Below are 22,964 nucleotides of genomic sequence, written 5' to 3' on the forward strand. Positions count from 1 at the left end.
AACTTCTTTGCTATCAAAAGCATGAATATTATAACACTATTTTTTTTATTCAAAGCTTTTTTTAAAAAAATTAAAAAAAATAAATTACTTGATCAAGGTAATTTATTTTGATTATATGTTTAATTTAAAAGTATTAGAGAAATGATTAAATTAACCCTTTGTTTTTAAGAGTTTTTAATGTTTTTGCACTTACTCTTAATGTCATTTTTTGACCGTCTATTGTAACTCTAACTTTTTGTAAGTTAACATTAAATTTTCTTTTTGTAGCATTTAATGCGTGTGAACGTTTGTTACCTGATTGAGGTCCTCTACCTGTTAAAACGTCTCTTCTTGACATAATTTCTTCCTTTCTATAAGTAATAAATGTTTATAAACTTTTATTTAGTCTTTATAAAAAGAGTAAAAATAAAATTCTTTGATATTATAGCAAAAAACTTTATTTTATTGTTTTTTTATAAAAATCATTTTGCTTAATTAGATATGTTTAATTTTTCAATGAAATTATCTTCAAGTGTAAAGTTTACATTTTGATCAATTCAATATCTTCTGTTTTCAGCATTTTCTCCCATAAGAACTGAAACTCTTCTTTCAGCAATGAGAGCATCTTCAATTGTTACTTGAACTAATGTTCTTGTTTTAGGATCCATAGTTGTTTCTCACAATTGGTCAGCATTCATTTCTCCAAGACCTTTATATCTTTGGAGTTCATATGATTCTTTTATATTTTCCAGCATATCACTTAAATCATCTTCATCTCATGCATAAAGAATTTTTTTACTGCTCTTAAGAGTCACTTTATATAATGGAGGAAGTGCAAGGAAAATTTTTCCTTGTTCAATCATTTGTTTCATAAATCTATAAAAGAATGTTAACAATAGAAGTTGAATGTGAGCACCATCAGTGTCAGCATCGGTCATAATGATTATTTTTCCATATTGGGATTTTTCAATATCAAAATCTCTACCGTATCCTGCTCCAATTGCATTAATAATTGTGTTGATTTCTTCATTTTCAAGAACTTCAGACATTTTTTTCTTTTCAGAGTTAATCACTTTTCCACGTAATGGTAAGATAGCTTGAAATCTTCTATCTCTTCCACTTTTTGCTGAACCACCAGCTGAGTCCCCTTCGACTAGAAATAACTCATTTTGTTCATTATTTTTACCAGTCGCAGGTTTTAATTTGTCGCTTAAAATTAATTTTTCTTTACCTGTTTGCTTTGTTTTTCTACTTTCATCTTTTAATGATTTTTGTTTTTGTCTTAAATCATATGAAGATTCAATTTTATCTATGATTAATTTAGCTTGCTCTTTGTGTTCGCTTAATCAAAAATCTAAATATTTAAAGACAATTTCTTCAACAACAGGTTTTGCGTCTGGAGTTCCTAATTTATCTTTAGTTTGACCTACGAATTCAAGAATACTTTCAGGAATTTTTAAAGAGAGGACGCAACTAAGTCCTTCTTTAATGTCTGCTCATTCATAAATTCTTTGACCTTTAACTACATTTTCTTTTGACACAAAGTTATTAACTGATTTAACAAATGCAGTTTTTAGTCCAACCAGATGTGAACCACCATCACTTGTTTTAACATTGTTAACAAAACTAAGAATTGTATCTTCATATTGAGTTGTTCATTGAAAAGCAAAATCAACAGAGATACCTCTTTTTTCATCTTGAAATGAAATAGGTTTTGAAACTAAATCTTTTGAATCATTTAAAAAGTTTAAGAATGATTCAAGACCTTTAGTGTATTCATAAATTTCTGTTTTATCACTGTTTTGATCTCTTAAGATTATTTTTAAATTAGAAATTAAGAAAGCTCTTTCTTTAAGTCTTTCTGAAATTTTGTCAAAACTTAACTTAGCTCTTTTAAAAAGTGGATAATCAGGTCAGAAAGTCACTATTGTTCCAGTATTTTTAGATACACCTACCTCGTGAGTTCTTTGAAGGATTTTTTCTTGTTGAAATTCAGTTAAATAGATCTTTTTATCTCTCGAAACTTCGACAACAACTTTTGTTGATAAAGCATTAACAACACTAGCTCCAACACCGTGAAGACCTCCTGATGTTTTATACGCACTATCATCAAATTTTCCACCTGTATGCAATTCAGTGAAAGCAGCTTCTACAGCTGTTTTTGTTGAACCTTTAATTTTATCAACCGGAATACCACGTCCATTGTCTTGAACTGAAACACCACCATCATTTCTTAATGTAACAATTATTTCAGTTGCATAACCAGCTAGTGCCTCGTCGATTGAGTTATCTACAATTTCTCAAACTAAGTGATGTAAACCATGTACATCTGTTCCACCAATGTACATACCAGGTCTTTTTCTAACAGCTTCAAGCCCTTTTAATTGTTGAATATTACTTGCATTATATGTATTGTTTTGACTCATAGTTTAAATATTATAAAAGATTAAATAAAAAACATACGAATTAATCGTATGTAACTCCTTCTAAATTTTTAGCTCAATTTATAAAATGTTGGTAAGTTTTTACAGTGTCAATTCTTTGGTTTTCTTTATAAATTTTAAATCTTTCACCATAGCTAAATAATTGTGAGTAAATTTCAATATCATCTTGAGATGGTTTTAGACCTAATTGTTCTAATTTTTCTGGATAATATTTTGAAATTAATCCATAAAACTTCATTGAAACAACCTCTGGTGAGAAATTATCTAATTTAATAGCACCTGTGATTAATAATTTAACAGCAACTTCTTGATCTTCAAATTTAGGAAGCAAAATACCTGGTGTATCTAAAAATAAATATTCACCATTGACAACTCACTTATTTTCTCTGGTTACACCTGGATAGTTAGCGACTTTTAAAGTTTTTTTGTCTGAAACTAAATTGATAAGTGTACTTTTTCCACAGTTTGGAACACCAACAACAAATGATTTCATTCTGGTTATCAACATCCCTTTTTCTCTGTTTTTATTAATTCTTTCTTGTGAAAGTTTTTTAATTGTTTTTAAAATAACTTGTTTTGAAGATGATTTTCTAAGATCTAATCATAATAACGTTTCGTTTGCAAATCTTTTTTCAATTTTTGCTTTTTTGGATTGATCCATTAAATCTGATTTAGTAATAATGAACAATCTCTTTTTTTGTGGTGCAATTTTGTCAAAGTCTTCGTTATATGAACTAATTGGACATCTTGCATCTAAAACTACTATAAAAATATCAGCTAATGAAGCTTTTTCTTTTAATTCCTTGAAAGCCTTAGCCATATGACCAGGGAATCATTGAATTAAATTCTCATATTTTTGTTCTTTGTGTTCTAATTCCATATTTATCCTATTTATTTAATTTTTCCAGTTCTAATCTAAGTTTATTAACTTCTTCAGCAAGAATTTTATTTTCTTTGTAAAGTTCTTTATATTGAGCTTTATATAATTCTGTTCTTTCGGTTGATTCATTTATTTCATTAACAATTTCATTAATTTGTCTAATCAATTCATTTAAATGACTTTCAACTTCTGTTTTATTGTACCCTTCTAAAGATAAATGAAAGTTATAGTTTTTAATTTGTTCAATTAAATTATCGAATTTATTCATAATTACCCATTTCTAACTTTGTTCAACACAATTGCTGCAGCAGTTGCTACATTTAAACTTTCAAATGAAATTGGAATGTAAACTTTTTCATCAGATAATGAAGCAGCTTGTTTATCAATTCCTTTACCTTCGTTTCCTAAAATAATGACAATTTTTTCTTCTCTTGAAAAATCAATTTCATTTAACTTCTTAGCATTTGTGTCTAACATAGTTGCATATAAAATATAGTTTTGTTTTTTAAGTTCCTCTAAAATACCAATATTATTTGTCTTGATTAAATTTAAATCAAAAAGCGCCCCTTGTGAAGAACGAATAACTTTTGGATTAAAGTAATCAAAGTTTTGGATGATAACAGTATCAAAATCAAAGGCTCTTGCCAATCTAAAAATTGTCCCTACATTTCCAGGTTCTTGCAAATTATTTAAAAATAAAACTCTGTTACTAATTGATTTTGAGACATCAGGAAATTTACAAATACCTATAATCCCTTGTGGTGTAGATGTGTCTGATAAATAATTTAAGATTTCATCTGTGACTAAAATCGAATCAGCAAATTTATTTTTATTAACTACTTCAATTGTTTCTAGCAAAATACCCTTTTCTTTCGCTTCATTGACTAAGTGATAACCTTCAACTAAAAACTTAGATTCTTTACTTCTATATTTTTTATCTAAAAGTTTATAAACATCCTTGATAAACTGATTTTGCTTACTGGTTATTATTTTCATCATATTGTTCTAAGTAATGTTTTCCTTTTTCAACTTCAAATTTTGATAAATCTTTAAAATCAAGTTGTCTCATAACTTCAAAACCTAAAATAGCAACACAGTTAGCAAGATTAATTGAACGCATAGCTGAAACCATCGGTATTCTGATGCAATCTTCTAAATTATCTTTTAAGATTCTTTTATCAATACCTGTAGATTCTCTACCAAACATTAATCACACTTCACCAGTTTGTTGGTGAACTTCATTATATTTAACATTTGTATATGTCTCTAAACCATATCTAGTTACATAAAAGATTTTTTTATCTTTATACTTATTGTAAAAATCTTCATATGAGTCATGAATTTCATGTTGAATGTCGCTGAGCATTCTTCCTGCACCTGCTCTTTTAAGATATTTAGGATGAAGATCAAAACTTGTTGGTTTGATAATATGTAATTTTGCACCTAGTGCATAACAAGTTCTGATTATATTCCCTGTATTTGGGGCGATTTCCGGTTGATATAAAACTATATTTAACATAATACTATTATACATAGTATTATGATGCTGATTAATAACTCGTTGATTATTAAGTTAATTTTACTTTTGCAATAGTGTATAAGTTAAATAAGTAAAAAATAAAAGTAGGATATACCTACTTTTTTAAATTATTTAAAGTGAAAATTTAAATATTAATCTTCATCTTTATCTTGAATGTTTCTACGTTTAATAATTTCATCAGCAATTGATTTTGGAGTTTTTTCATAGTGATCAAATTGCATTTGGTATGTTCCACGTCCACTTGTCATAGATCTAAGTTCTGTTGAGTAACCGAACATTTCTGAAAGAGGAACCATTGCTCTAACAATAACAGCTCCATCATTTCTTTGTTCTTGGTCGTTAACAAGCCCTCTACGTCTTGATAAGTCACCGATAACATCTCCGATGTGATCTGATGGAACAACTACTGAAACATCCATAATTGGTTCTAATAATACTGTACCAATTTTATCTTTTGCTTTTGTAAGTGCTTTAGAAGCAGCGATTTTGTAAGCCATTTCTGATGAGTCAACGTCGTGGTATGATCCATCGAATAATGTAGCTTTAACGTCGATCATTGGGTAACCAGCTAAAATACCAGCTGCCATTTTTTCTTCAAGACCTTTTTGAATTGATTTAATGTATTCTTTAGGAATTTTTCCACCAACAATTTTGTCCACGAATTCAAATCCACCATCTGGGTTTGGTTCGAATTTGATTCATACGTGTCCATATTGTCCTTTTCCTCCTGATTGTTTGATGTGTTTTCCTTCAACTTCAGCAGGAATTGTAATTGTTTCACGGTATGAAACTTGAGGTGCTCCAACTTTAGCTTTAACACCAAATTCACGTTTTAAACGATCAACAATAATGTCTAAGTGTAATTCACCCATTCCAGCAATAATTGTTTGACCTGTTTCTTCATCAGTATATGTTCTAAATGTAGGGTCCTCAGCAGCTAATTTTTGTAATCCTAATGATAATTTTTCTGTAGCAGCTTTTGATTCTGGTTCTAAAGCTTGTGAGATAACTGGTTCTGGGAATACCATTTTTTCAAGAACGATTTTTGGTGATTTTTCTCCAACTAATGTATCTCCTGTTGTTGTGTATTTAAGACCAACAGCAGCAGCAATATCTCCAGCTCTACATTCATCAATTTCTACACGTGAGTTAGCGTGCATTTGTAAAATACGTCCAATACGTTCTTTTTGTTCTTTAGTTGTGTTGTATACGTAGCTTCCTTTCTCAAGAACTCCACGGTATACACGGAAGAATGTTAATGAACCTACGTATGGGTCTGTCATAACTTTGAAAGCTAATGAAGAAAAGTCTCCATCATCTGTTGCATTAACAAATATTTCTTTATCCCCATCGAAAGCAGGGATTGGTGGTACATCAAGTGGTGATGGTAAATAATCAACAACAGCGTCAATCATTCTCTTAACACCTTTGTTTTTGAATGATGTTCCACATACTACTGGGAAGAATTCTGATGTTAAAGTAGCTTTTCTAATTGCAGCTTTAAATTCTTCAACACTTAAATCTCCACCTTCAAGAACTAACATCATTAATTCTTCGTCAAAGTTAGCAACCGCTTCTAATAATTCTTGACGTTTTTCAGCAACGATGTCTTTTAAGTGAGCAGGAATTTCTGTTGGAAATTCTTCTTCTTGTGGTTCTCCGTTGTATTTAATCGCTTCTAATGTAACAAGGTCAATAATACCTTCGAAATCTGATTCAGCACCGATAGGTCATTGGATAGCAACTGCATTTCCACCTAAACGTTGTTTAACTGAAGCAACTGAAGCTGCGAAGTCAGCACCAGCTTTATCCATTTTGTTAACGTAAACAATACGAGGAACTTTGTAGTTTGTAGCTTGTCTTCAAACTGTTTCTGTTTGAGGTTCAACTCCTGATTGAGCATCAAGAACTGCTACAGCACCATCTAATACACGTAATGAACGTTCAACCTCAACTGTGAAGTCAACGTGTCCTGGTGTATCGATAATGTTAATTCTTTTTCCTTTTCAGAAAGCTGTTGTAGCAGCTGATGTAATTGTAATTCCACGTTCTTGTTCTTGTGCCATTCAATCCATTTGTGAAGCACCATCGTGTGTTTCACCAATTTTGTGAATTTTACCTGTGTGGAATAAAATTCTTTCTGTAGTTGTTGTTTTTCCAGCATCAATGTGGGCCATAATACCGATATTACGGTAATCTTTTAATTCATATTCTCTAGCCATAAATAAACCTTAGACTATCATCTGAAGTGTGCAAATGCACGGTTAGCTTCAGCCATTTTGTGTGTATCTTCACGTTTTTTGATAGCTCCACCTGTTTTGTTTGATGCATCAATGATTTCATTAGCTAAACGAACATCCATTGTTTTTTCATTTCTTAATCTTGAGTATTGAACAAGTCATCTTAATGCTAATGTTTGTTTTCTACGAGGAGAAACTTCTGTAGGAACTTGGTAGTTTGTTCCACCGATTCTTCTTGTTCTGATTTCTAATTGAGGTGTAATGTTTTCAACTGCTTCTAAGAAAACTTCCATTGGCTCTCTTTGAGTTTTTTCTTTAATAATGTTAAATGCTGAATATAAAATATCTTGAGCGATAGATTTTTTACCATCTAACATAATTTGGTTAATTAACTTTGTAACAATAACAGAGTTAAAAACTGGATCTGCAAGTACTTCACGTATTGGGGCACTTTTTTTTCTTGACATATGTCCTCCTTATATTAATAATTATTGTGTGTATAAATTAATTTAAATTATTATTCTGATTTAGGTTTTTTAGCACCGTATAAACTACGTCCTTGGTTACGTTTTGCTACCCCAGCAGCATCTTGTGTCCCACGAACGATGTGGTATCTAACCCCAGGTAAGTCTTTAACACGTCCTCCACGGATTAAAACAACTGAGTGTTCTTGAAGGTTGTGTCCTTCTCCTGGAATGTAAGCTGTAACTTCCATTCCGTTTGATAATTTAACACGAGCATATTTACGTAATGCAGAGTTAGGTTTTTTAGGTGTCATTGTAGCAACACGAGTACATACACCACGTTTAAATGGTGAAGCCATTTTTTTAGCTTTTTTAATTAATGAGTTGTAGCTAACGCTTAAAGCAGGAGCGTTTTGTTTTTTAATTTTTGAGCTACGACCATTTGTAACTAATTGATTAGTTGTTGGCATTTTATGCTTCCTTTCGTTTGTGATTTGATAAATTTTAAGATTAATATTGTTAAGCTATTTATTTTGATAATAATTTAGCAAAGCAATTATATAACAACTTACCCGTGTGTATCAATATTTTTTAATTTTTTTATTTAGTTTTATTAATCCCTGAAAAAATACTTTTAACACTTAAACATAAATGTTTTGGTAGTTATATTGAAAGTTATTTTTAAGAATATCCAAGCTTAACAGAGTTTAAAAATCGAACAAAATTAAACAAAAATGTGAAATTAATCGCAGATAAACTTGCTAAAAGTATATAAATTTAAAAATGTTATAATTACATTACTTTTCTAAAAGAAAAGTTAATTAATTTAAATGTACATTAAAAATTAAATAAAGGAGACTAAATGTCAGCAATTAAAAAAATTCACGCACGTGAAATTCTAGACTCACGTGGTAACCCAACTGTTGAAGTTGAAGTATTCACAGAATTCGGTGGATACGGTATTGCTAAAGTTCCTTCAGGTGCATCTACAGGATCACGTGAAGCTCTTGAATTAAGGGACAAAGGTTCTGAATATGAAAGTAACTGATTTGGTGGAAAAGGGGTTATGTTAGCAGTTGATCACGTTAACAACGATATTGCTCCTTACATCGAAGGTATGGAAGTTACATTACAACGTGAAATTGATAGAAAAATGATTGAATTAGATGGTACAGAAAACAAATCTAAATTCGGTGCTAATGCTATCTTAGGAGTTTCATTAGCTGTTGCTAGAGCTGCTGCTAATGAATTACAAATTCCACTTTACAAATACTTAGGTGGATTTAACGCTCACGAATTACCAGTTCCTATGTTAAACGTTATCAATGGTGGAGAACACGCTTCAAACACAATTGACTTCCAAGAATTTATGATTATGCCAGTTGGAGCTAAAACATTCCGTGAAGCTTTACAAATGGCTAACTTTGTTTTCCATAACTTAGCTAAATTACTTAAAAAACACGGACACGGTGTTCAAGTTGGTGATGAAGGTGGATTTGCTCCAAACTTCAAATCACACGAAGAAGCTTTAGACTTCTTAGTTGAAGCTATTAAAGCAGCTGGATATGTTCCTGCTAAATCAGGTGAAAATGCTGTTGCTATTGCAATGGACTGTGCATCAAGTGAATTATATGAAGATGGTGTATACACATTCAAAAAATTAAAAGCAGCTGTTGAAAAACAATTACCTGGATTTGAACACTTAACAGATACTAAATTCACATATACATCAGATGAAATGTTAGATTACTTAAAACACTTAGTTGACAAGTACCCAATCATTTCAATCGAAGATGGGTTTGCTGAAGGTGACTGAGAAGGATTCAAAAAATTCACAGCAGAATTAGGAAACAAATTACAAATTGTTGGAGATGACTTAACAGTTACAAACACAGCAATTTTAAAACGTGCTATTGAAGAAAAATCAATGAACTCAATCTTAATTAAAATTAACCAAATTGGTTCATTAACAGAAACTTTTGAAGCTATCCAAATGGCTCAAAAAGCAAATATGACAGCAGTTATATCACACCGTTCAGGTGAAACAGAAGATACAACAATCGCCGATATTGCTGTTGCTATGAACACAGGACAAATTAAGACAGGTTCATTATCAAGAACAGATAGAATTGCAAAATACAACAGATTATTAGCAATTGAAGAAGAATTAGGTTCAGTATCTTCATTCAAAGGTAGAGAAGCATTCTACAACATTGAAAAATAATGATTTAATTTAAAAAAAATAGAGAGACTTTAAAATCTCTCTATTTTTTGTTACTTCTATCTAAAAAAGATAACTTTCTTTCCTGATTCTTAAAAATTCTAACTAAATTATCTCTGTGCATTATAACTATCAGTAGCACTGCTGCTATAAAGAAAATTCCACTAGTTAATTGATAATTATAAAGTGATGCGGTTGTATGTTGACTATACTCAGCAAGTCATTTCATATTAGTTGCTCAAGAAAGATCTGAACTTAAAAATCAGTGACCAAACATAATTACAGGTGTTATTAAAATAGCTGACACAATACTTGCTAATGAAACATATTTTTTTCAGAATAATACTGCAAAGAATATAACTGCAGCAATTGGTAAAAGTGCAATGTTGATTGAAATTAATAAACCAATTGATGTAGCAACTCCTTTTCCTCCCTTGAATTGGAAGAAAATAGGAAAACAATGCCCAACAACAACTCCTAAACCACATAAAATTGGAAATACATATAAGCTCATATTTAAACTATTTTTATTGATAGCCTTGCACAATCCATACGCAATTGAAACCATTAAAATTGTTTTAAAAATATCTATTAACAAAATGTACAGTCCTGCTTTTTTCCCTAGCACTCTAGAGGAATTAGTTGCTCCTGCGTTTTTTGAATGAAGCTGTCTAACATCTTTTTTAACAATTTTTCCTCATATAATTGAAGTGTTCAAGGAACCTATAATGTATCCAAAAATGAATAATAAAATATTGAACAAAATTGAATTGCTAAGTTGAATCGCTGTCATTGTCCCTCCTAATTAATTGAATATACTTCGTTAGCTAATTTATATTAAATTATAATTAATTTAATATATTATAATTAATATTATGAATAAAAAATTTAAAGTAGAAATCGTACAATTACCAGAAAAAGTACTTAGAAAAAAATCACAAGATGTACCTCTTCCGTTAACAGATGAGGATATTGAATTAGCTGAGAAAATGATTTATCACATTGATGATTCGCAAAAAGAGGGTTCTGAATTTAGAGCCGGAGTTGGAGTAGCAGCAGTTCAATATGGTGTTCTTAAAAATGTCTTTTATGTTTTTATACAAGATGAATTAGGTAACACAATTTATAAAGATGTTTTATTTAACCCTGTTATTATTGCTAAAAGCGATAAGAAAATTGCACTTTCTGAAGGTGAGGGTTGTTTAAGTGTTTCTGAAGATTGACCAGATCAAGAAGGATATGTTTATAGATCTGAAAAAATAACAGTCAGAGCTTACAGCTATTTTGCTAGAGAATTCCAAAACTTAACAGTTGACGGATATTTAGCAATAGTATTTCAACACGAATTAGACCACTTAAACGGAATGTTATTTATCGATAGAATTGCTAAGAAAAACCCTTGAAAGAAACTACCTAAAGCTAAATTCTTGTAATTTAACTAACTAAAAAATATAGAAAGGAAAATATGCTTACATTTTTTGAAACTCAAGCATCATCAAGTAGTGAGTCATCGAACGCAATGGATAAGTTATATGACTTCTTCGCGAATTTGATGTCGTCTAAAATTTCAGACCCAACTATTTGAATGCCTATTTTAATTGTTACACTTGTTTTATTTTCATTTGTAACAGGTTGATTCTTAAGATGAAAATGAACTATTTTCAAAACAGTTTCAATAGTAATCACAATTATTGTTTCTGTTATTTTATCAGTAGCTCTTAAAGCTGCATTTGAGAAAAAGGCACAAGAAGATCAAAAATTTGAATCTGCATATGAAATTCTTACATTTGCAATAACATTCATTTCTTTAGGAGTTTACTGAGGCACCAGAGGATTTTTATGATTAATAATCGGAATCATTCATTTAGCAACAATAAAGAAAAGAAAAGAGAAAAATAAGAAAAGATCTAAATTCTCTAGAGCAGGTTTCGGTGGTTTATGAGGAATTACAAACGTAATTCTTACCTTACCCGGTTCATTATTACTTGCTAACGTAATTTCAACAATGGCACCCAACTCGAATAAAGCAAATAAAGCTACAGAACTTGGTGTTAAAATTATGACTGGTGGTCAAGGTTCATCTGTAACAAACTTGGCTTCAGGAATTTACTCAATGGTTCAATTATTTGTTGACTCAGAATTACATGATTTAGCAATTAAATTTATCAAGGATCCAAGTTCATTATCTAAAGATGATATCGAAAAATTACTTAAAAACTCAAACACTATTGCGGCTATGTTAGAAAATGAAAAATTTGTTGATATAGTTGCTAAAAACATTCCTACATTATTAGATGAAAAATCTAAAAATGAAATCGAAAACAATAGAGAGCTTGACGCTTACATTACAAAATATGAAGCTCAATTTATTGCAGCAAATCCTGGCTCAACAGTGAACTCAAGCGAACAAAATAAAGCAGACTTTACAAAATTTGTTGTTGATAAAATCAATGAAGAATTACAACAAAATTCAATTACATTAATTCCAGAAGAAGTCAAAAATGTCTTCGGAATGCTAGGGTTAGCAGCAGCTAAATCAGATAGTTCACAAGAGCAAAACTTATCAAAAATTGTTGATGCGATTTTAAAAATTAACTCAACAATCTCTGAAAAAACAAACACAGCAATTTTAGCTTCGGGAATTTTAGGAAACCTTAAAAACTCTGTTTTAAGAGATCTTAATAAACAAGAAACAACTGAAACCTTAGGCAACACAAATAATCAACCAAATACAGAGAATCATCAACCAGATGCAAATATGTCAACAGGAGCAAGTGAGTAATTATGAATAATCAAGAACAACAAAATCAAAATCCAGTTTCAGTTCAAAACTCATCTGGTTCAACTGGTGTTTATGCAAATCAAACACAAGTTCAAAATGTTGCCACAAACGAAGTTACTAATGTAAATCCAAAAAGCATAGTTCCTGAAAATATTCTTAAATTATTTAAAAGAGAGAGAAAACTAGCATTACTTTCTTTCTCGATATGATTTACCATTTTCTGTCTTTGTATAGTTGCTGCAATTATTAATTATTTTGTCAATACATTTAATTCACAACCACCTCATACACAAGGTATTGCTTGATACATTGGAATAAGCATTGTGTTCTTAATTTCATTAAGTTTATGAATTAAAGCTTTAACAAGACGTAAGTCATGAGTTAAAACTGAAGAAATAACCAAAAACAGTTACATTAACGGAACACAAATGAATGGTGTTCTTATTGCTGAAGCATACAGAGCAATTACACTCAAAATGCTTCGTTTAAGTTGAATTTATGCTTTCTTCTTAACATATACTGGGTTGTTCATTGCTGTAGTTTGCTTACTTTACTTTACATCTCCTTGAGAAGTAAATATGGGTCAAGAAGGTTCATGAATTTACATTAACTCAAAAGTTGAATGAACCGACATTTTAGACAATGCTTTTGGAAGCACTAAAAATATGCTCATTATTTTAGGAACTACAATAGCAGCTTCTGCGATTGTATTTACCGTTCTTAGAATTTACGATAGAAAAAGACAAGCTGAAATTAAATTAGCAATCTTAAACAACCCTGAAGAAGTTGTTGCTAAAACAAATACAGATAGAAGATTAGAGAATAAAGCTTGAATTAAAGCTTACATTATTGTTTTCATCTTAGTTGTATTATTACCTTTAACAGTATTCTTATACTTAATTTGAAAAGGTGTGATTAAAAGAGGTAAAAAATAATGAAACTTCTTGTAATAATTGAAGATAAATTTAATGACATAGAATTAAACACAACTTTATCTGTTTTAGCCGCTTCAGGCAAACTAGAATCAATTACTTATTATTCTCCAAACTTAAAAGAAGCTTCAGGACAATTTAATATTGTGAAAATAACAAACATTGTTAATTCAGTTAATTTAAATGAATTTGATTTAATGTTCGTACCTGGTGGTAGAGGCTGTCAAACACTTAGACAAAATCAGCAGTCATTAGAATTAATTAACAAATTCTTTAATGACCTTAATAAACCTCTTGCAGCTATCTGTGATGCACCAAACGTTTTAGCTGAATTTAATATAATCAAAGAACAAAAATACGTTTCATTCTTTTCTGAATGAAGTAAGCCATTCTGAAAAGATGGAAAAATAATTAACTCTAACAATTGAAAACAATCTCCATTCACTAATATAGATAGGAACCTTATTACAGCGTCAAATGCAACTGCTTCATTAGATTTTGGGTTTGCTATATTAGAATACTTTTATGGTGAAGACTCCTCTGATACTGTACGTTCAAACATGACTTTTGGGAAGCTTACACAAATATAATCAAAATTACCTACACAATATTTGTGTAGGTTTTTTGTTAAAAAAACAACCAAAATTGGTTGTTCATTCAATTATTAAGCACGGTGTGAATGTCTTACTGTTGTTTTTTGTGTTGTAAATTTATCGTGTAATGTAAATCCTAATTGGATTGAGAATAGTGTTAACGAAATTGATTGTCATACTAATCCACCGATAGCTGATGTGATTGACTCTCCACGAGATTCATTAATAAGGATTAATAAGATTCAATAAACTATTCAAATAATGTTGTTTACAACATATAAAACATACATTCAGTATGAAACACCTTGTCATTGTTTTGTTTTAAACGATGTTATTAACTGAGGTAAGAAAGCAAATGTAGTAAATGCTGGGAAAATGAATCCCATAACAGTTGAAATTGAAGAAGGTAATTTTCCAATTATATATGGAGCATCTGCGCTACCATTTCTACCGTAATCAATAATGTAAAATACAGTAAATATTCCAGCGATAATTCATGTAGCTAAAACAGCAAGATAACCTTGTAATTTTTGTTTCTTAGTAAATTCTTTTTTGTAGTAGTAAAGTAAACCTGTCATAATTCCGTTTACAAGTATACCTACTCCATCTGCGACCATAACAGTTATGAATTTTTCATTATTCGCATCTGTTGCACCTCAAATTACTCAAAGTAAAATCCCAATATGGAAAATTCAGAATGACACAAAGTTAACAGGTCCTGTCTTTTTATCTTTAAGAATTTTCAATAATTGAGGAATACTTAATGAGATAACAGTAATCGCACAAATTCATTTAATAATTTCAAATGCAGTTGACATAGTATTCCTTTCAAATATAAATTGTTTCCTTTAATATGATGTATATTTTATATTATTTTTTATTTTAAGTAAATTAAAATAAAAAAGCACAAAATGTACTTTTGTGCCTATGTATAGGTGTTAAAAGTTTTCTGAAATGAATTGTCCAATTGTGTTTGTGTCATTGTCGCCAATAACAAAGTTAGCAGCTGATTTTGCTTCAATTGTTGCGTTTCCCATGGCTACACCCACGTGTGCTTCAGAAAGCATATGAACATCATTTCCACTATCACCAAATGCTACAACTTGATAATCTTTTAATTGTTCTAATTCAACAATTTTCATAATTCCAGCTCACTTAGAAATATTTTTAGGGTTAATATCTGTGTAAACTGAGTTTGTTAAGTAAACTTCACAATCAAAATCTCTTAAACTATTCATAATGTTTTCTGTAGCATCTTTAGCATTGTATGCTTGGTTTCTCATGGCCATTTGAGTTATTTTTGTTTCAGGATTACTGATTGCTTCTTTTACTTCTTCAATTGTAGCTTCATTAAAAATGTTCATATTTTTAACTTGCTGTGGTGACATTCATTTTGGATAAGTTCCATTAGGTAAAATTGAACCATTATAGTTATTTCCATCAACCGAAAGAACTAAATCATATTTAAGTGCATGTGCGTGAACTGTATCTAACATTTCTTTTGATAATTCACCTAATGTGTATGTTGTATTAGTTTTCATATTGTGAACTAATGCACCATTTGAACACACTAAATAATCAACAAATTTGAATGTATCGTGATTTAATGCAAGCATCTTAACTAAACCACGACCTGTTGCAATAACAATTTTATTTCCTTTAGCTTGCTCTTGAAGTAAAACTTCTTTTGTTGAAGGGTGAATTGTTTCGCTTTTTGTAAATAATGTACCATCTAAATCGAATGCAAATATTTTTGTCTGCTGCATAATTCTATTCTCCTTGTTCTTTGTATGGAATGACGTGAATGTGTGTATGGAACACAACTTGTCCTGCTTCTTTACCTGTGTTGATTAATATTTTAAAACCTGGGATGTTGTTATCTATAACTCTCTGTTTAGCTAACATTCTAGCAACCTTCATAGCGTGTAAGAAAGTTGCTTCATCGTGTTCTAAAATATTAGATTTCTGCTCTTTAGGAATAACTAAGAAATGCCCTTCTTGTTGTGGAAATGCATCTAAAATCGCAATAACAACATTATCTTCATAGATGATGTTTGAAGGAATTTCTCTTTTAATTATTTTTGTAAAGATTGAATCATTCATTATTCAAGACCTGCTGTTTTATCTTTAAGTTCATCAATAGATAAAATTTTGTAACCCATTGTAATGTAAGCTGCTTTTGCATTTTTGTATAAGTTTTCATCACTGATTGAAATGAAGATAGCTAATTTATCTAATGAATCTTTGTAAATTGTTTGGTCGAATGATAAAACTGTTTTTTCTTCTTTTGTTCCGTTTTCAGCTGCATCAACTTTAATTTTTTTAGCAACCGGAACAATTTTAGCAAAGTAAGCTACTTCAACTTTTTTACCATCTTTTGAAACAGGAATTGCTTCAGCTAATTGTCCATTTTCATCAACTGAAACTAATTTACCATTTGTTAAGTTATAGAAACCAACTAAATTTTCAGGTGATGTTACTTTTAATAATTCATCAACAGTATAGTCTGATTTGTAAGGGTTAGATTTAATACCTTGGTATCCACCCATTGTAGCTTCAAATTCAGCTTTAGCAGGAACATTATTGAAAATTAAATCTGCTGTTGCAATGTTTTGAGCTTCTTTAGAATTCTTTAATAAGTTATTGTAATCTAAAACGTGTTTAATAACTTTATTAGCATCTGTATACATTTCATTTACATTGTCATTTGTGTAACTTCATAATTGAACTGTTTTATTTGAGATAACATATTTAATTAAGTTAAATTGCTTGTTATCGTATTTTTTACCATATAAATTAAATGAACTTGGATCAATTTTTTCTAATGTAACAACATCTGAAATAAAGAAGTAGTTTTTAACTAAAAGAAGTTTATTAACAGTGAAAGCCACATTTGTATTTTCGTTGTTGTATAAGATTTGGAATTGTTCATTTGTTAAGTTAATGTTGTAAACATCTCTATATAAAGCGTTCAATGCAGCTAATTCAGTTTCATTGAAAATTCCGTTTGATTTTCACTTGTTTAATTGAGTAGCTAAATATAAGTTATTCTTTTGTGATTCTGTAGCTAAAAATCCCTTGTAAGCAATTAGAGCTTCATTAAAGAATTTTTCATTTGAAAGTAAGTTTGTATCTTTTTCAACTTTGTATTGGTCTTGTAAAACTGATTTTAATCATAAGTTTTCTGCAATAGTTGAAACTGCTGGTTTATCAAATAAAATGTTTTGTTTATTTTTTTCTTCTGTGTTTTTATCAACCCCACATGAAAGTGCAACTAATGGTGTGAAAGCAACTGGTGCTAAATATAAAGATTTTTTAAATATATTTTTCATTATTTGCCCCCTTCATTTTTTTTGAAGATTGAATAAACTAAGTCATTAATAACTTCAATAGCTTTTTTATCGCTATATACATTATCGTTATGGTTGTAAACTATTTTTGTAAGACCTTTATCAACTATAAAGTTGTAACTGTTTCCATAGTTTAATTGTTTTTGAATGAACTCACTTACTGATGTTAATACTGAAATTAATTTGCTTGTGTCTTCTCCACTTTTTACACTAGTAGCTTTTGCTTGCAAGCTTGCTACATCAGCATCTGTATAGTTTGCTCCTGTAGTTGTATTTGTTTTTGTTTTAAGTTCTGCAATAAATTTTTCATCGCTTAAAGCTAATGAAAGAATTTGTGAACTTGATAAGTTATTTGAAATTTGTGCAGGTGTGTTGAAGTATGAAACATTTCCTAAAGCTAAGTTTTTAGCATCCTCAGCAATAAATTGCTTGAATTTATCTAATTCTGTAATTTGTGAATATCTTACAATTTGCACATTACTATCTGTAATTATCATAAATGCATCTTTCATATCTGATAATTTAAACACATAAGGAATTAATGGATTATTTGTTGTTTGTGCATCTTGCACTTTTGAAAATATATAGTCAGCAATAACTTTGTTAATTGTGTTAAATCTTGATGGTTCAAATTTTAAGTCTTCTAACTTCTTATCGATTTGAACATCGTAATCTTTAACAATTTTTGCTGCTTCATCAAAGTTTGTAGCTGATGTTAAATCAGGTTGCTCAAGAATGTTTAAAGCACCTTTGATTGCATCAATTAATTCTTTTAATGAGAATTCAGGTAAGTTATTTTGTTCGTTAGCGAAAATTGAAGTTGCATTTACACCTAATGCAAGATCTAAATCTTTAGTAAATAAGTTGATGTTTGATGTTAAACCTGGTGTTGCTAATTTTTCAACATCAGAATTTGTGATTGATGATAAGAAGTTTTTATATTTTTGAACTCTACTTACAAATTCTTCTTTAGTTTCATTTTCTTTTTGGAACGCATATTCTTCTGCTTTATTAAATTTTGTTAATGATGCAACGTTTGATTCTGCAATAAATGAATCAGCTGTTGGAGTTACATTTCATTTTAATAAGTTAAATAATTTCACTTTGTCATCGTCAGATGAAATTTTTCACGGATAAACTACATCATTTTTAGAAATGGTTCCTGCTAATTTGTAAACCGTAGGAATGATGATATTGTTTTTGTTGAAGTATTCAGAAATGAAGTTTGCTGGTGATTTGAGTTCTGTAATGAATGATTTTGTTGTTAATAAAGTAACTTTTGTCGAATCTGCTGATGGAGCAAAGTAATTAACATTTTCTTCTAGATATGGGAAAACTTTGTCACCTTTACTGAATAATTTAATTGGTTCACTGTTTTCACCTTTAACTTTGTTTCCGTTTTTATCAAGTTTATAAATATCTTTTGTAGCAGTTCTATTTACAAATGTTCTATCAACAACTTTGTATTCTAATTGATATCTACGTGTAGCAATTTCTTCAACTTGTTTGAATAATAAGAAATTTGTTGCATCTGTTTCATTAGCTGAATTTCCGTATTCATCTTTTTTAAGTTCTGCAAAAAATTGTTTTTCTCAATTTTGGAAACCATAAACTTTTTTGAAGTTAACTTTTAAATCTTCAAATTTAGCTTTAATTTGTCTTTTGATTTCATCTAATGATTTAAGTTCGATTGAATTGTTAACTTCTTCATCATTTTGAAATGAACTATTGTAAATGTTTTGATATTGAATTGATGCTTCAACTTCTTGTTCATACATATAGAAAATTGCTTCTCTGTATGCATTTTTGATTTCTTCTGAAACTTCTTGACTTTGTGATTTTACTAAATCTGTTAATTTACCAACTGTTAATGAGTTAAGTTCATTACCTTTTGCATCATTAACAACAAAAGCAGATTTTTCCCCATCAACTGGTTGAATGTAGTTGACCTTTGTAGTTGTAATTGTTAAAGGAATTGTGATAGATGCAATAACTCCAACTGTTAAAGCAGAAAAAATACCGATTAAGGTTTTAGATCTTTTTGATTTGTTAGTTGAAGTTTTATGTTTCTTCTCGTCGTGTCTATCATTTAACTCAACTAAACGTTCAAAGAATGATTTTTGTCTTTTAGCCATTAATACCTCTTAGTTTTATAAAATTTATTTATTATGTAATAATAAATATTGTTTTAATTATATCAAATTTAATTTATTATAATTTCACTATGAAACAAGCAGAAATTAAAAATGTTTTTGAGGAATTGCTCAAAATTAGCAAGGAAGAAAAATTCATTTTTTCCCTATTCTCTAGCACTTTAAGTCAAATTAAAGAGAAAAAAGAGTTAACTAAGCCAATTCAAATCGTGATTGATGTTTATGCATTTTTGAAATTAAAAAACAAGTTTCCTGAGTTAATTAATATCTCTAATAAAATGAATAAAAACGAGAAATTTCTGCCTATTTTTTCTTTAAATAACACTGATATTATCCTTAATTTGCTGATTCAATCAACTGATAATAATGCTAAAAAGATTAATTTAGCTAAGAAAATTGTCGAAAAAGAAAATAACAAACAAAATCAATATTGTCATGAATTAATTGAAGTTTTGTTTTCACAAAACCCAAATACAAGGTTTTTAATTTCTAGAGATAAGGAAGCTAAATTAGTTATTTCTAGAGTTAAAAATCTTAACCCGAACTACTATGATGTAATTGAATTTGATGATTTAAAACTTCCTTATTTTCATATAGAAAATGTTGATTTAGATTAAAAACACCACCTGAAAAGGTGGTTTTAAATTATTATTTTTATAAAAAGGTATAAAAAAAGCAGCGGCTCCCTATTTTCACTGTAAAGCTATCTTCGGCACTAAAGGGCTTAACTACTGAGTTCGGAATGGATTCAGGTGATCCCCTTTGCTATAACCACTGCATATATTATAACACTATTAAAATAAAGTCAAGTAAATTTTTTATTTTTTTAATGCTTATTATTTAAATGAAAAAGTTATTTATCGAGTTTTCTTATTTATGAATTTCTCTTTAAATTTCTTAGAATGTATGAGTTTGTGAATAATTAATGTTTGCATAATTGTTCATATTGAACCGAATAATCAATAAACTTGAACACCAGCTGTAAAAATTAAGGTAATTGCTGTGAACACAAGCATCATAATCTTTTGTGTTCTTTCAGATTTCTTAAGTGCTTCAGCTTCTGCAATTGTTGTTTTACGTTTCATTTTCTTTCTATTAAGAAGTCTTGGTAAGAAGCTTGAAAGTAATTGGAACCCAACAACAAGCACTAAAATTCATAAGTAAACTCATTCTCCCTCAAACAATCTCTTATATGATGTTGAGGCGAAGTTAATACCAAGCCATGTTGTTTGTTTGATTTCAGGAATACTTTGAATAACTCTTCACATAGCAAGGAAAATTGGCATAGTAAGTAACATATTTCCAAATTGGTCTAATGGATTTATGTTGTATTTTGTATATAAAGCTTGAATCTCTTGATTTTTCTTAAGTTTCATAGCTTTATTATCTTCTAAACCTTTATATTTAGCTTCAATAGCAGCTTTTTTGTATTTAAGTTCTTCCATTACCGATTGCATTACGGTTGTTCTAAATGTAAATGCAAGTGTAATAAGACGTGAAATAATGATTGCAACTATAATTGAGATAACAGAAGCTCATCCAAGCATATCAGGCATTGATTGACGCATTGATTGCACCAACACTGAAAGTGGATATACTAATAAACCGTAAAATGGTCCATATTTTCAAGCTTCCCCTCAAGTTGTAATAGCTTGTAATGGTAAATCACCTCTTAAAGGAAGTGTGTTAATGTTTTCAGAATAAAGAATATTTGTATTGTAGTCATATTTATCAGTTCTATTTAATTTGTATTGATTTTGAACTTGTTCTCTTCTTTCTTTATATTCTTCAGAAGATGAGTTAGGAACTTCTCCATTAAAGAACCCTAATTCATTCATGTATGACTGCATTGTATTTTGATATTCAATAAGCAATTGGTATTGTTCTTGAGTTAAGGTAAATAATGTGTTATTGTGTTCTGAGATATTTTCTTCTTTAACATTTGCTGGAATGTTATCAACTAATTCTTTAATAAATAAAGAAGGTTCTTTTCCTAATTTTGTAGCAAATTTAGATCCTTCACCAAATGAATATGTATATAACATTTGGAGAATATCTCGAGCAAACTTATTAGAAACAGATTCTTTTTCTGATGTGTAGTTATAAATTTTTTGAATACCTGAAATGTATGTAATTTCGTATTCTTTTGCATCAGTAAGAACAGGGATTATTTTATCTACTTCTTGTTTACCATTGACTTCCTTGTATTTTTTTTCTGTTTTGAAAGTCATGTAACTTTGAAGTTTACCTTTATCGTAGTTATTTTTTTCATCTTGTGGGAAAGTGAATGGGAAAATAAAGATATCTGTAGGTTCTTTTACAAAGTTGTAAGTTTTATCAGATGCTGTTGCAAATAAATAATTTTTAGCATCATCTGAACCTGTGTAAATTAATTTGAATTTTTCATCAAATTTGTAACCTGCGTTTTTAAGAATTTCAGAATTAAATGGAATTCTTAAAACAGACATGTATCCACCAGGGATACCATATTCACCCTGATGTGATTTTGTTTGTTCTCTAAGTTTGTTTAATATCTCTTTATCAGTAACAAAAATGTTTGATTCAGTATCAAGTGCTAATCTGTCGTATTCAAATACTTTAGATGTTTTGTTTTCTCCATTTGGATCTTGAAGTGTTACTAAATCTCTTTTTTGATTTGTGCTCTTTAAAGTATTAACTCTAGGTGCTATGTCACCTTTATCTCTATAAAACTCAAGTCCGTTACCTACGTTGTAAGAGTTTTTAATAACAAAGGATTGAACACACCCTGTTACAGTAAGTCCAAAAATTAACACATAGAAAACTATTTTTAATCATTTAAGGATTTTTTTAGTTAACTCTTTACGGTTGGTTTTCGGATCGTTACCGTTAGTAAAGTATGAAAAATTTTTTGCGTTTTTCTTCATTATTTAAATTTCTCAAAGAGTTTTGCTATATGTTGTTTTTTGATAGCAAAATCTTCCTTCATAAATTCTTTACGAACAATTAAAACAAAATGATATTTGAGGTGATATAAATTCAACTCATGCATAATTGCTCTTAATTGTCTTTTAAAAAAATTACGACCTACAGCTTTTGCGAATTTTTTTGGAACTGTAATTCCTGCAGCGAAGTTTTTACGTTTCTTGAAATAGATGATTAAATATCTATTTGAAATAAAGTTACCTTGTCTTGCATTAATTACATCTTCAAATTCTCAATTCTTCTTTAGTCGATATTGTTTTTTCATTGTTTAGAATTATTTGTCAGAAACTGTTAATCTTTTTCTACCTTTAGCTCTTCTTCTTGCTAATACTTTTCTACCATTTGCTGTTTTCATTCTAGCTCTAAAACCATGAACCTTAGCATGTTTACGCTTGTTTGGTTGATAAGTTCTTTTACTCATA

24 protein-coding genes and 1 rRNA gene are annotated in these 22,964 nt (G+C 29.5%); 6 read left to right on the forward strand and 19 right to left on the reverse strand.

Annotation, left to right across the window (positions count from 1 at the left end; translation table 4 throughout):
• Nucleotides 1–145: 145 nt before the first annotated feature.
• From rpmB to rpsL, 9 genes are all read right to left on the reverse strand, one after another.
• Entirely contained in the window at nt 146–337 is a 192-nt protein-coding gene (gene rpmB / locus VBM91_RS01870; protein WP_323188685.1) for a 50S ribosomal protein L28, read from the reverse strand.
• A 133-nt stretch (nt 338–470) separates the two neighbouring features.
• On the reverse strand, nt 471–2,405 hold the full coding sequence (locus VBM91_RS01875; RefSeq protein WP_323189103.1) for a DNA topoisomerase IV subunit B: 1,935 nt from the start codon (nt 2,403–2,405) through the stop codon (nt 471–473).
• A gap of 40 nt (nt 2,406–2,445) precedes the next feature.
• Nucleotides 2,446–3,303 carry a ribosome biogenesis GTPase YlqF gene (gene ylqF, locus VBM91_RS01880; protein ID WP_257089194.1) on the reverse strand — a complete coding sequence of 286 codons (858 nt, stop codon included), beginning with the start codon at nt 3,301–3,303 and terminating at the stop codon, nt 2,446–2,448.
• Nucleotides 3,304–3,310: 7 nt separating this feature from the next.
• The gene (locus VBM91_RS01885) at nt 3,311–3,571 is read right to left on the reverse strand and encodes a hypothetical protein (RefSeq protein WP_323176776.1); all 261 of its coding nucleotides are present in this window, start codon (nt 3,569–3,571) and stop codon (nt 3,311–3,313) included.
• A 2-nt stretch (nt 3,572–3,573) separates the two neighbouring features.
• The gene (locus VBM91_RS01890) at nt 3,574–4,299 is read right to left on the reverse strand and encodes an RNA methyltransferase (RefSeq protein WP_323188687.1); all 726 of its coding nucleotides are present in this window, start codon (nt 4,297–4,299) and stop codon (nt 3,574–3,576) included.
• Nucleotides 4,280–4,822: a tRNA (cytidine(34)-2'-O)-methyltransferase gene (locus tag VBM91_RS01895; RefSeq protein ID WP_323188688.1), complete on the reverse strand. Its 543-nt coding sequence runs from the start codon at nt 4,820–4,822 to the stop codon at nt 4,280–4,282. The genes VBM91_RS01890 and VBM91_RS01895 overlap by 20 nt, the downstream gene beginning before the upstream one ends.
• A gap of 152 nt (nt 4,823–4,974) precedes the next feature.
• Entirely contained in the window at nt 4,975–7,065 is a 2,091-nt protein-coding gene (fusA, locus tag VBM91_RS01900) for an elongation factor G (RefSeq protein ID WP_257089179.1), read from the reverse strand.
• Between the two features lie 14 nt (nt 7,066–7,079).
• Nucleotides 7,080–7,550, reverse strand: coding sequence for a 30S ribosomal protein S7 (gene rpsG / locus VBM91_RS01905; protein ID WP_257089177.1), 471 nt, complete (start codon nt 7,548–7,550; stop codon nt 7,080–7,082).
• 50 nt (nt 7,551–7,600) lie between these two features.
• Nucleotides 7,601–8,017 carry a 30S ribosomal protein S12 gene (gene rpsL, locus VBM91_RS01910; RefSeq protein ID WP_257089175.1) on the reverse strand — a complete coding sequence of 139 codons (417 nt, stop codon included), beginning with the start codon at nt 8,015–8,017 and terminating at the stop codon, nt 7,601–7,603.
• A 392-nt stretch (nt 8,018–8,409) separates the two neighbouring features.
• On the opposite strand from rpsL, the gene eno reads away from it, so the two are divergent.
• A complete protein-coding gene (gene eno, locus VBM91_RS01915) occupies nt 8,410–9,771 on the forward strand; it encodes a phosphopyruvate hydratase (protein WP_323188690.1) in 1,362 nt (453 codons plus the stop codon).
• A 40-nt stretch (nt 9,772–9,811) separates the two neighbouring features.
• Here the strand turns inward: eno and plsY are convergent, their stop codons facing one another.
• Nucleotides 9,812–10,561 carry a glycerol-3-phosphate 1-O-acyltransferase PlsY gene (gene plsY / locus VBM91_RS01920; protein ID WP_323188691.1) on the reverse strand — a complete coding sequence of 250 codons (750 nt, stop codon included), beginning with the start codon at nt 10,559–10,561 and terminating at the stop codon, nt 9,812–9,814.
• Between the two features lie 82 nt (nt 10,562–10,643).
• On the opposite strand from plsY, the gene def reads away from it, so the two are divergent.
• Genes def through VBM91_RS01940 form a run of 4 tightly spaced genes read left to right on the forward strand, consistent with a single transcriptional unit; the run spans nt 10,644 to nt 14,072 of the window.
• Nucleotides 10,644–11,201: a peptide deformylase gene (def, locus tag VBM91_RS01925; protein ID WP_323177696.1), complete on the forward strand. Its 558-nt coding sequence runs from the start codon at nt 10,644–10,646 to the stop codon at nt 11,199–11,201.
• A gap of 32 nt (nt 11,202–11,233) precedes the next feature.
• The gene (locus VBM91_RS01930) at nt 11,234–12,550 is read left to right on the forward strand and encodes a hypothetical protein (protein WP_323188693.1); all 1,317 of its coding nucleotides are present in this window, start codon (nt 11,234–11,236) and stop codon (nt 12,548–12,550) included.
• A gap of 2 nt (nt 12,551–12,552) precedes the next feature.
• Nucleotides 12,553–13,485, forward strand: a complete 933-nt coding sequence (locus VBM91_RS01935; protein WP_323188694.1) for an MSC_0882 family membrane protein — start codon at nt 12,553–12,555, stop codon at nt 13,483–13,485.
• Nucleotides 13,485–14,072 carry a DJ-1/PfpI family protein gene (locus VBM91_RS01940; RefSeq protein WP_323188695.1) on the forward strand — a complete coding sequence of 196 codons (588 nt, stop codon included), beginning with the start codon at nt 13,485–13,487 and terminating at the stop codon, nt 14,070–14,072. The genes VBM91_RS01935 and VBM91_RS01940 overlap by 1 nt, the downstream gene beginning before the upstream one ends.
• 74 nt (nt 14,073–14,146) lie before the next feature.
• On the opposite strand, the gene VBM91_RS01945 is transcribed toward VBM91_RS01940, so the two are convergent.
• The 5 genes from VBM91_RS01945 to VBM91_RS01965 form a co-directional block, all read right to left on the reverse strand.
• Entirely contained in the window at nt 14,147–14,893 is a 747-nt protein-coding gene (locus VBM91_RS01945) for a PQ-loop domain-containing transporter (RefSeq protein ID WP_323189104.1), read from the reverse strand.
• Between the two features lie 120 nt (nt 14,894–15,013).
• Complete coding sequence (locus VBM91_RS01950; RefSeq protein WP_323188697.1) at nt 15,014–15,841, reverse strand: HAD family hydrolase; 828 nt, start codon at nt 15,839–15,841, stop codon at nt 15,014–15,016.
• Between the two features lie 4 nt (nt 15,842–15,845).
• Nucleotides 15,846–16,178 carry a histidine triad protein HinT gene (hinT, locus tag VBM91_RS01955; protein WP_323176764.1) on the reverse strand — a complete coding sequence of 111 codons (333 nt, stop codon included), beginning with the start codon at nt 16,176–16,178 and terminating at the stop codon, nt 15,846–15,848.
• Complete coding sequence (locus VBM91_RS01960) at nt 16,178–17,407, reverse strand: HinT-interacting membrane complex lipoprotein P60 (RefSeq protein WP_323188698.1); 1,230 nt, start codon at nt 17,405–17,407, stop codon at nt 16,178–16,180. Before VBM91_RS01960 ends, hinT begins: the two co-directional genes overlap by 1 nt.
• On the reverse strand, nt 17,407–19,560 hold the full coding sequence (locus VBM91_RS01965) for a HinT-interacting membrane complex protein P80 (protein WP_323188699.1): 2,154 nt from the start codon (nt 19,558–19,560) through the stop codon (nt 17,407–17,409). The genes VBM91_RS01960 and VBM91_RS01965 overlap by 1 nt, the downstream gene beginning before the upstream one ends.
• 89 nt (nt 19,561–19,649) lie before the next feature.
• Between VBM91_RS01965 and VBM91_RS01970 the strand changes: the two genes are divergently transcribed.
• A complete protein-coding gene (locus VBM91_RS01970; RefSeq protein ID WP_323177705.1) occupies nt 19,650–20,195 on the forward strand; it encodes a hypothetical protein in 546 nt (181 codons plus the stop codon).
• Between the two features lie 56 nt (nt 20,196–20,251).
• On the opposite strand, the gene rrf is transcribed toward VBM91_RS01970, so the two are convergent.
• The 4 genes from rrf to rpmH form a co-directional block, all read right to left on the reverse strand.
• A 5S ribosomal RNA gene (rrf, locus tag VBM91_RS01975) occupies nt 20,252–20,357 on the reverse strand.
• A 78-nt stretch (nt 20,358–20,435) separates the two neighbouring features.
• Entirely contained in the window at nt 20,436–22,484 is a 2,049-nt protein-coding gene (yidC, locus tag VBM91_RS01980; protein WP_323189105.1) for a membrane protein insertase YidC, read from the reverse strand.
• Complete coding sequence (gene rnpA / locus VBM91_RS01985; protein ID WP_323189106.1) at nt 22,484–22,807, reverse strand: ribonuclease P protein component; 324 nt, start codon at nt 22,805–22,807, stop codon at nt 22,484–22,486. The genes yidC and rnpA overlap by 1 nt, the downstream gene beginning before the upstream one ends.
• Nucleotides 22,808–22,816: 9 nt before the next feature.
• The gene (gene rpmH, locus VBM91_RS01990; protein WP_257089135.1) at nt 22,817–22,963 is read right to left on the reverse strand and encodes a 50S ribosomal protein L34; all 147 of its coding nucleotides are present in this window, start codon (nt 22,961–22,963) and stop codon (nt 22,817–22,819) included.
• Nucleotide 22,964: the final 1 nt, after the last annotated feature.

Source organism: Mycoplasma sp. 2248, assembly GCF_034863245.1.
Classification (GTDB): domain Bacteria; phylum Bacillota_I; class Bacilli_A; order Mycoplasmatales; family Metamycoplasmataceae; genus Mycoplasmopsis.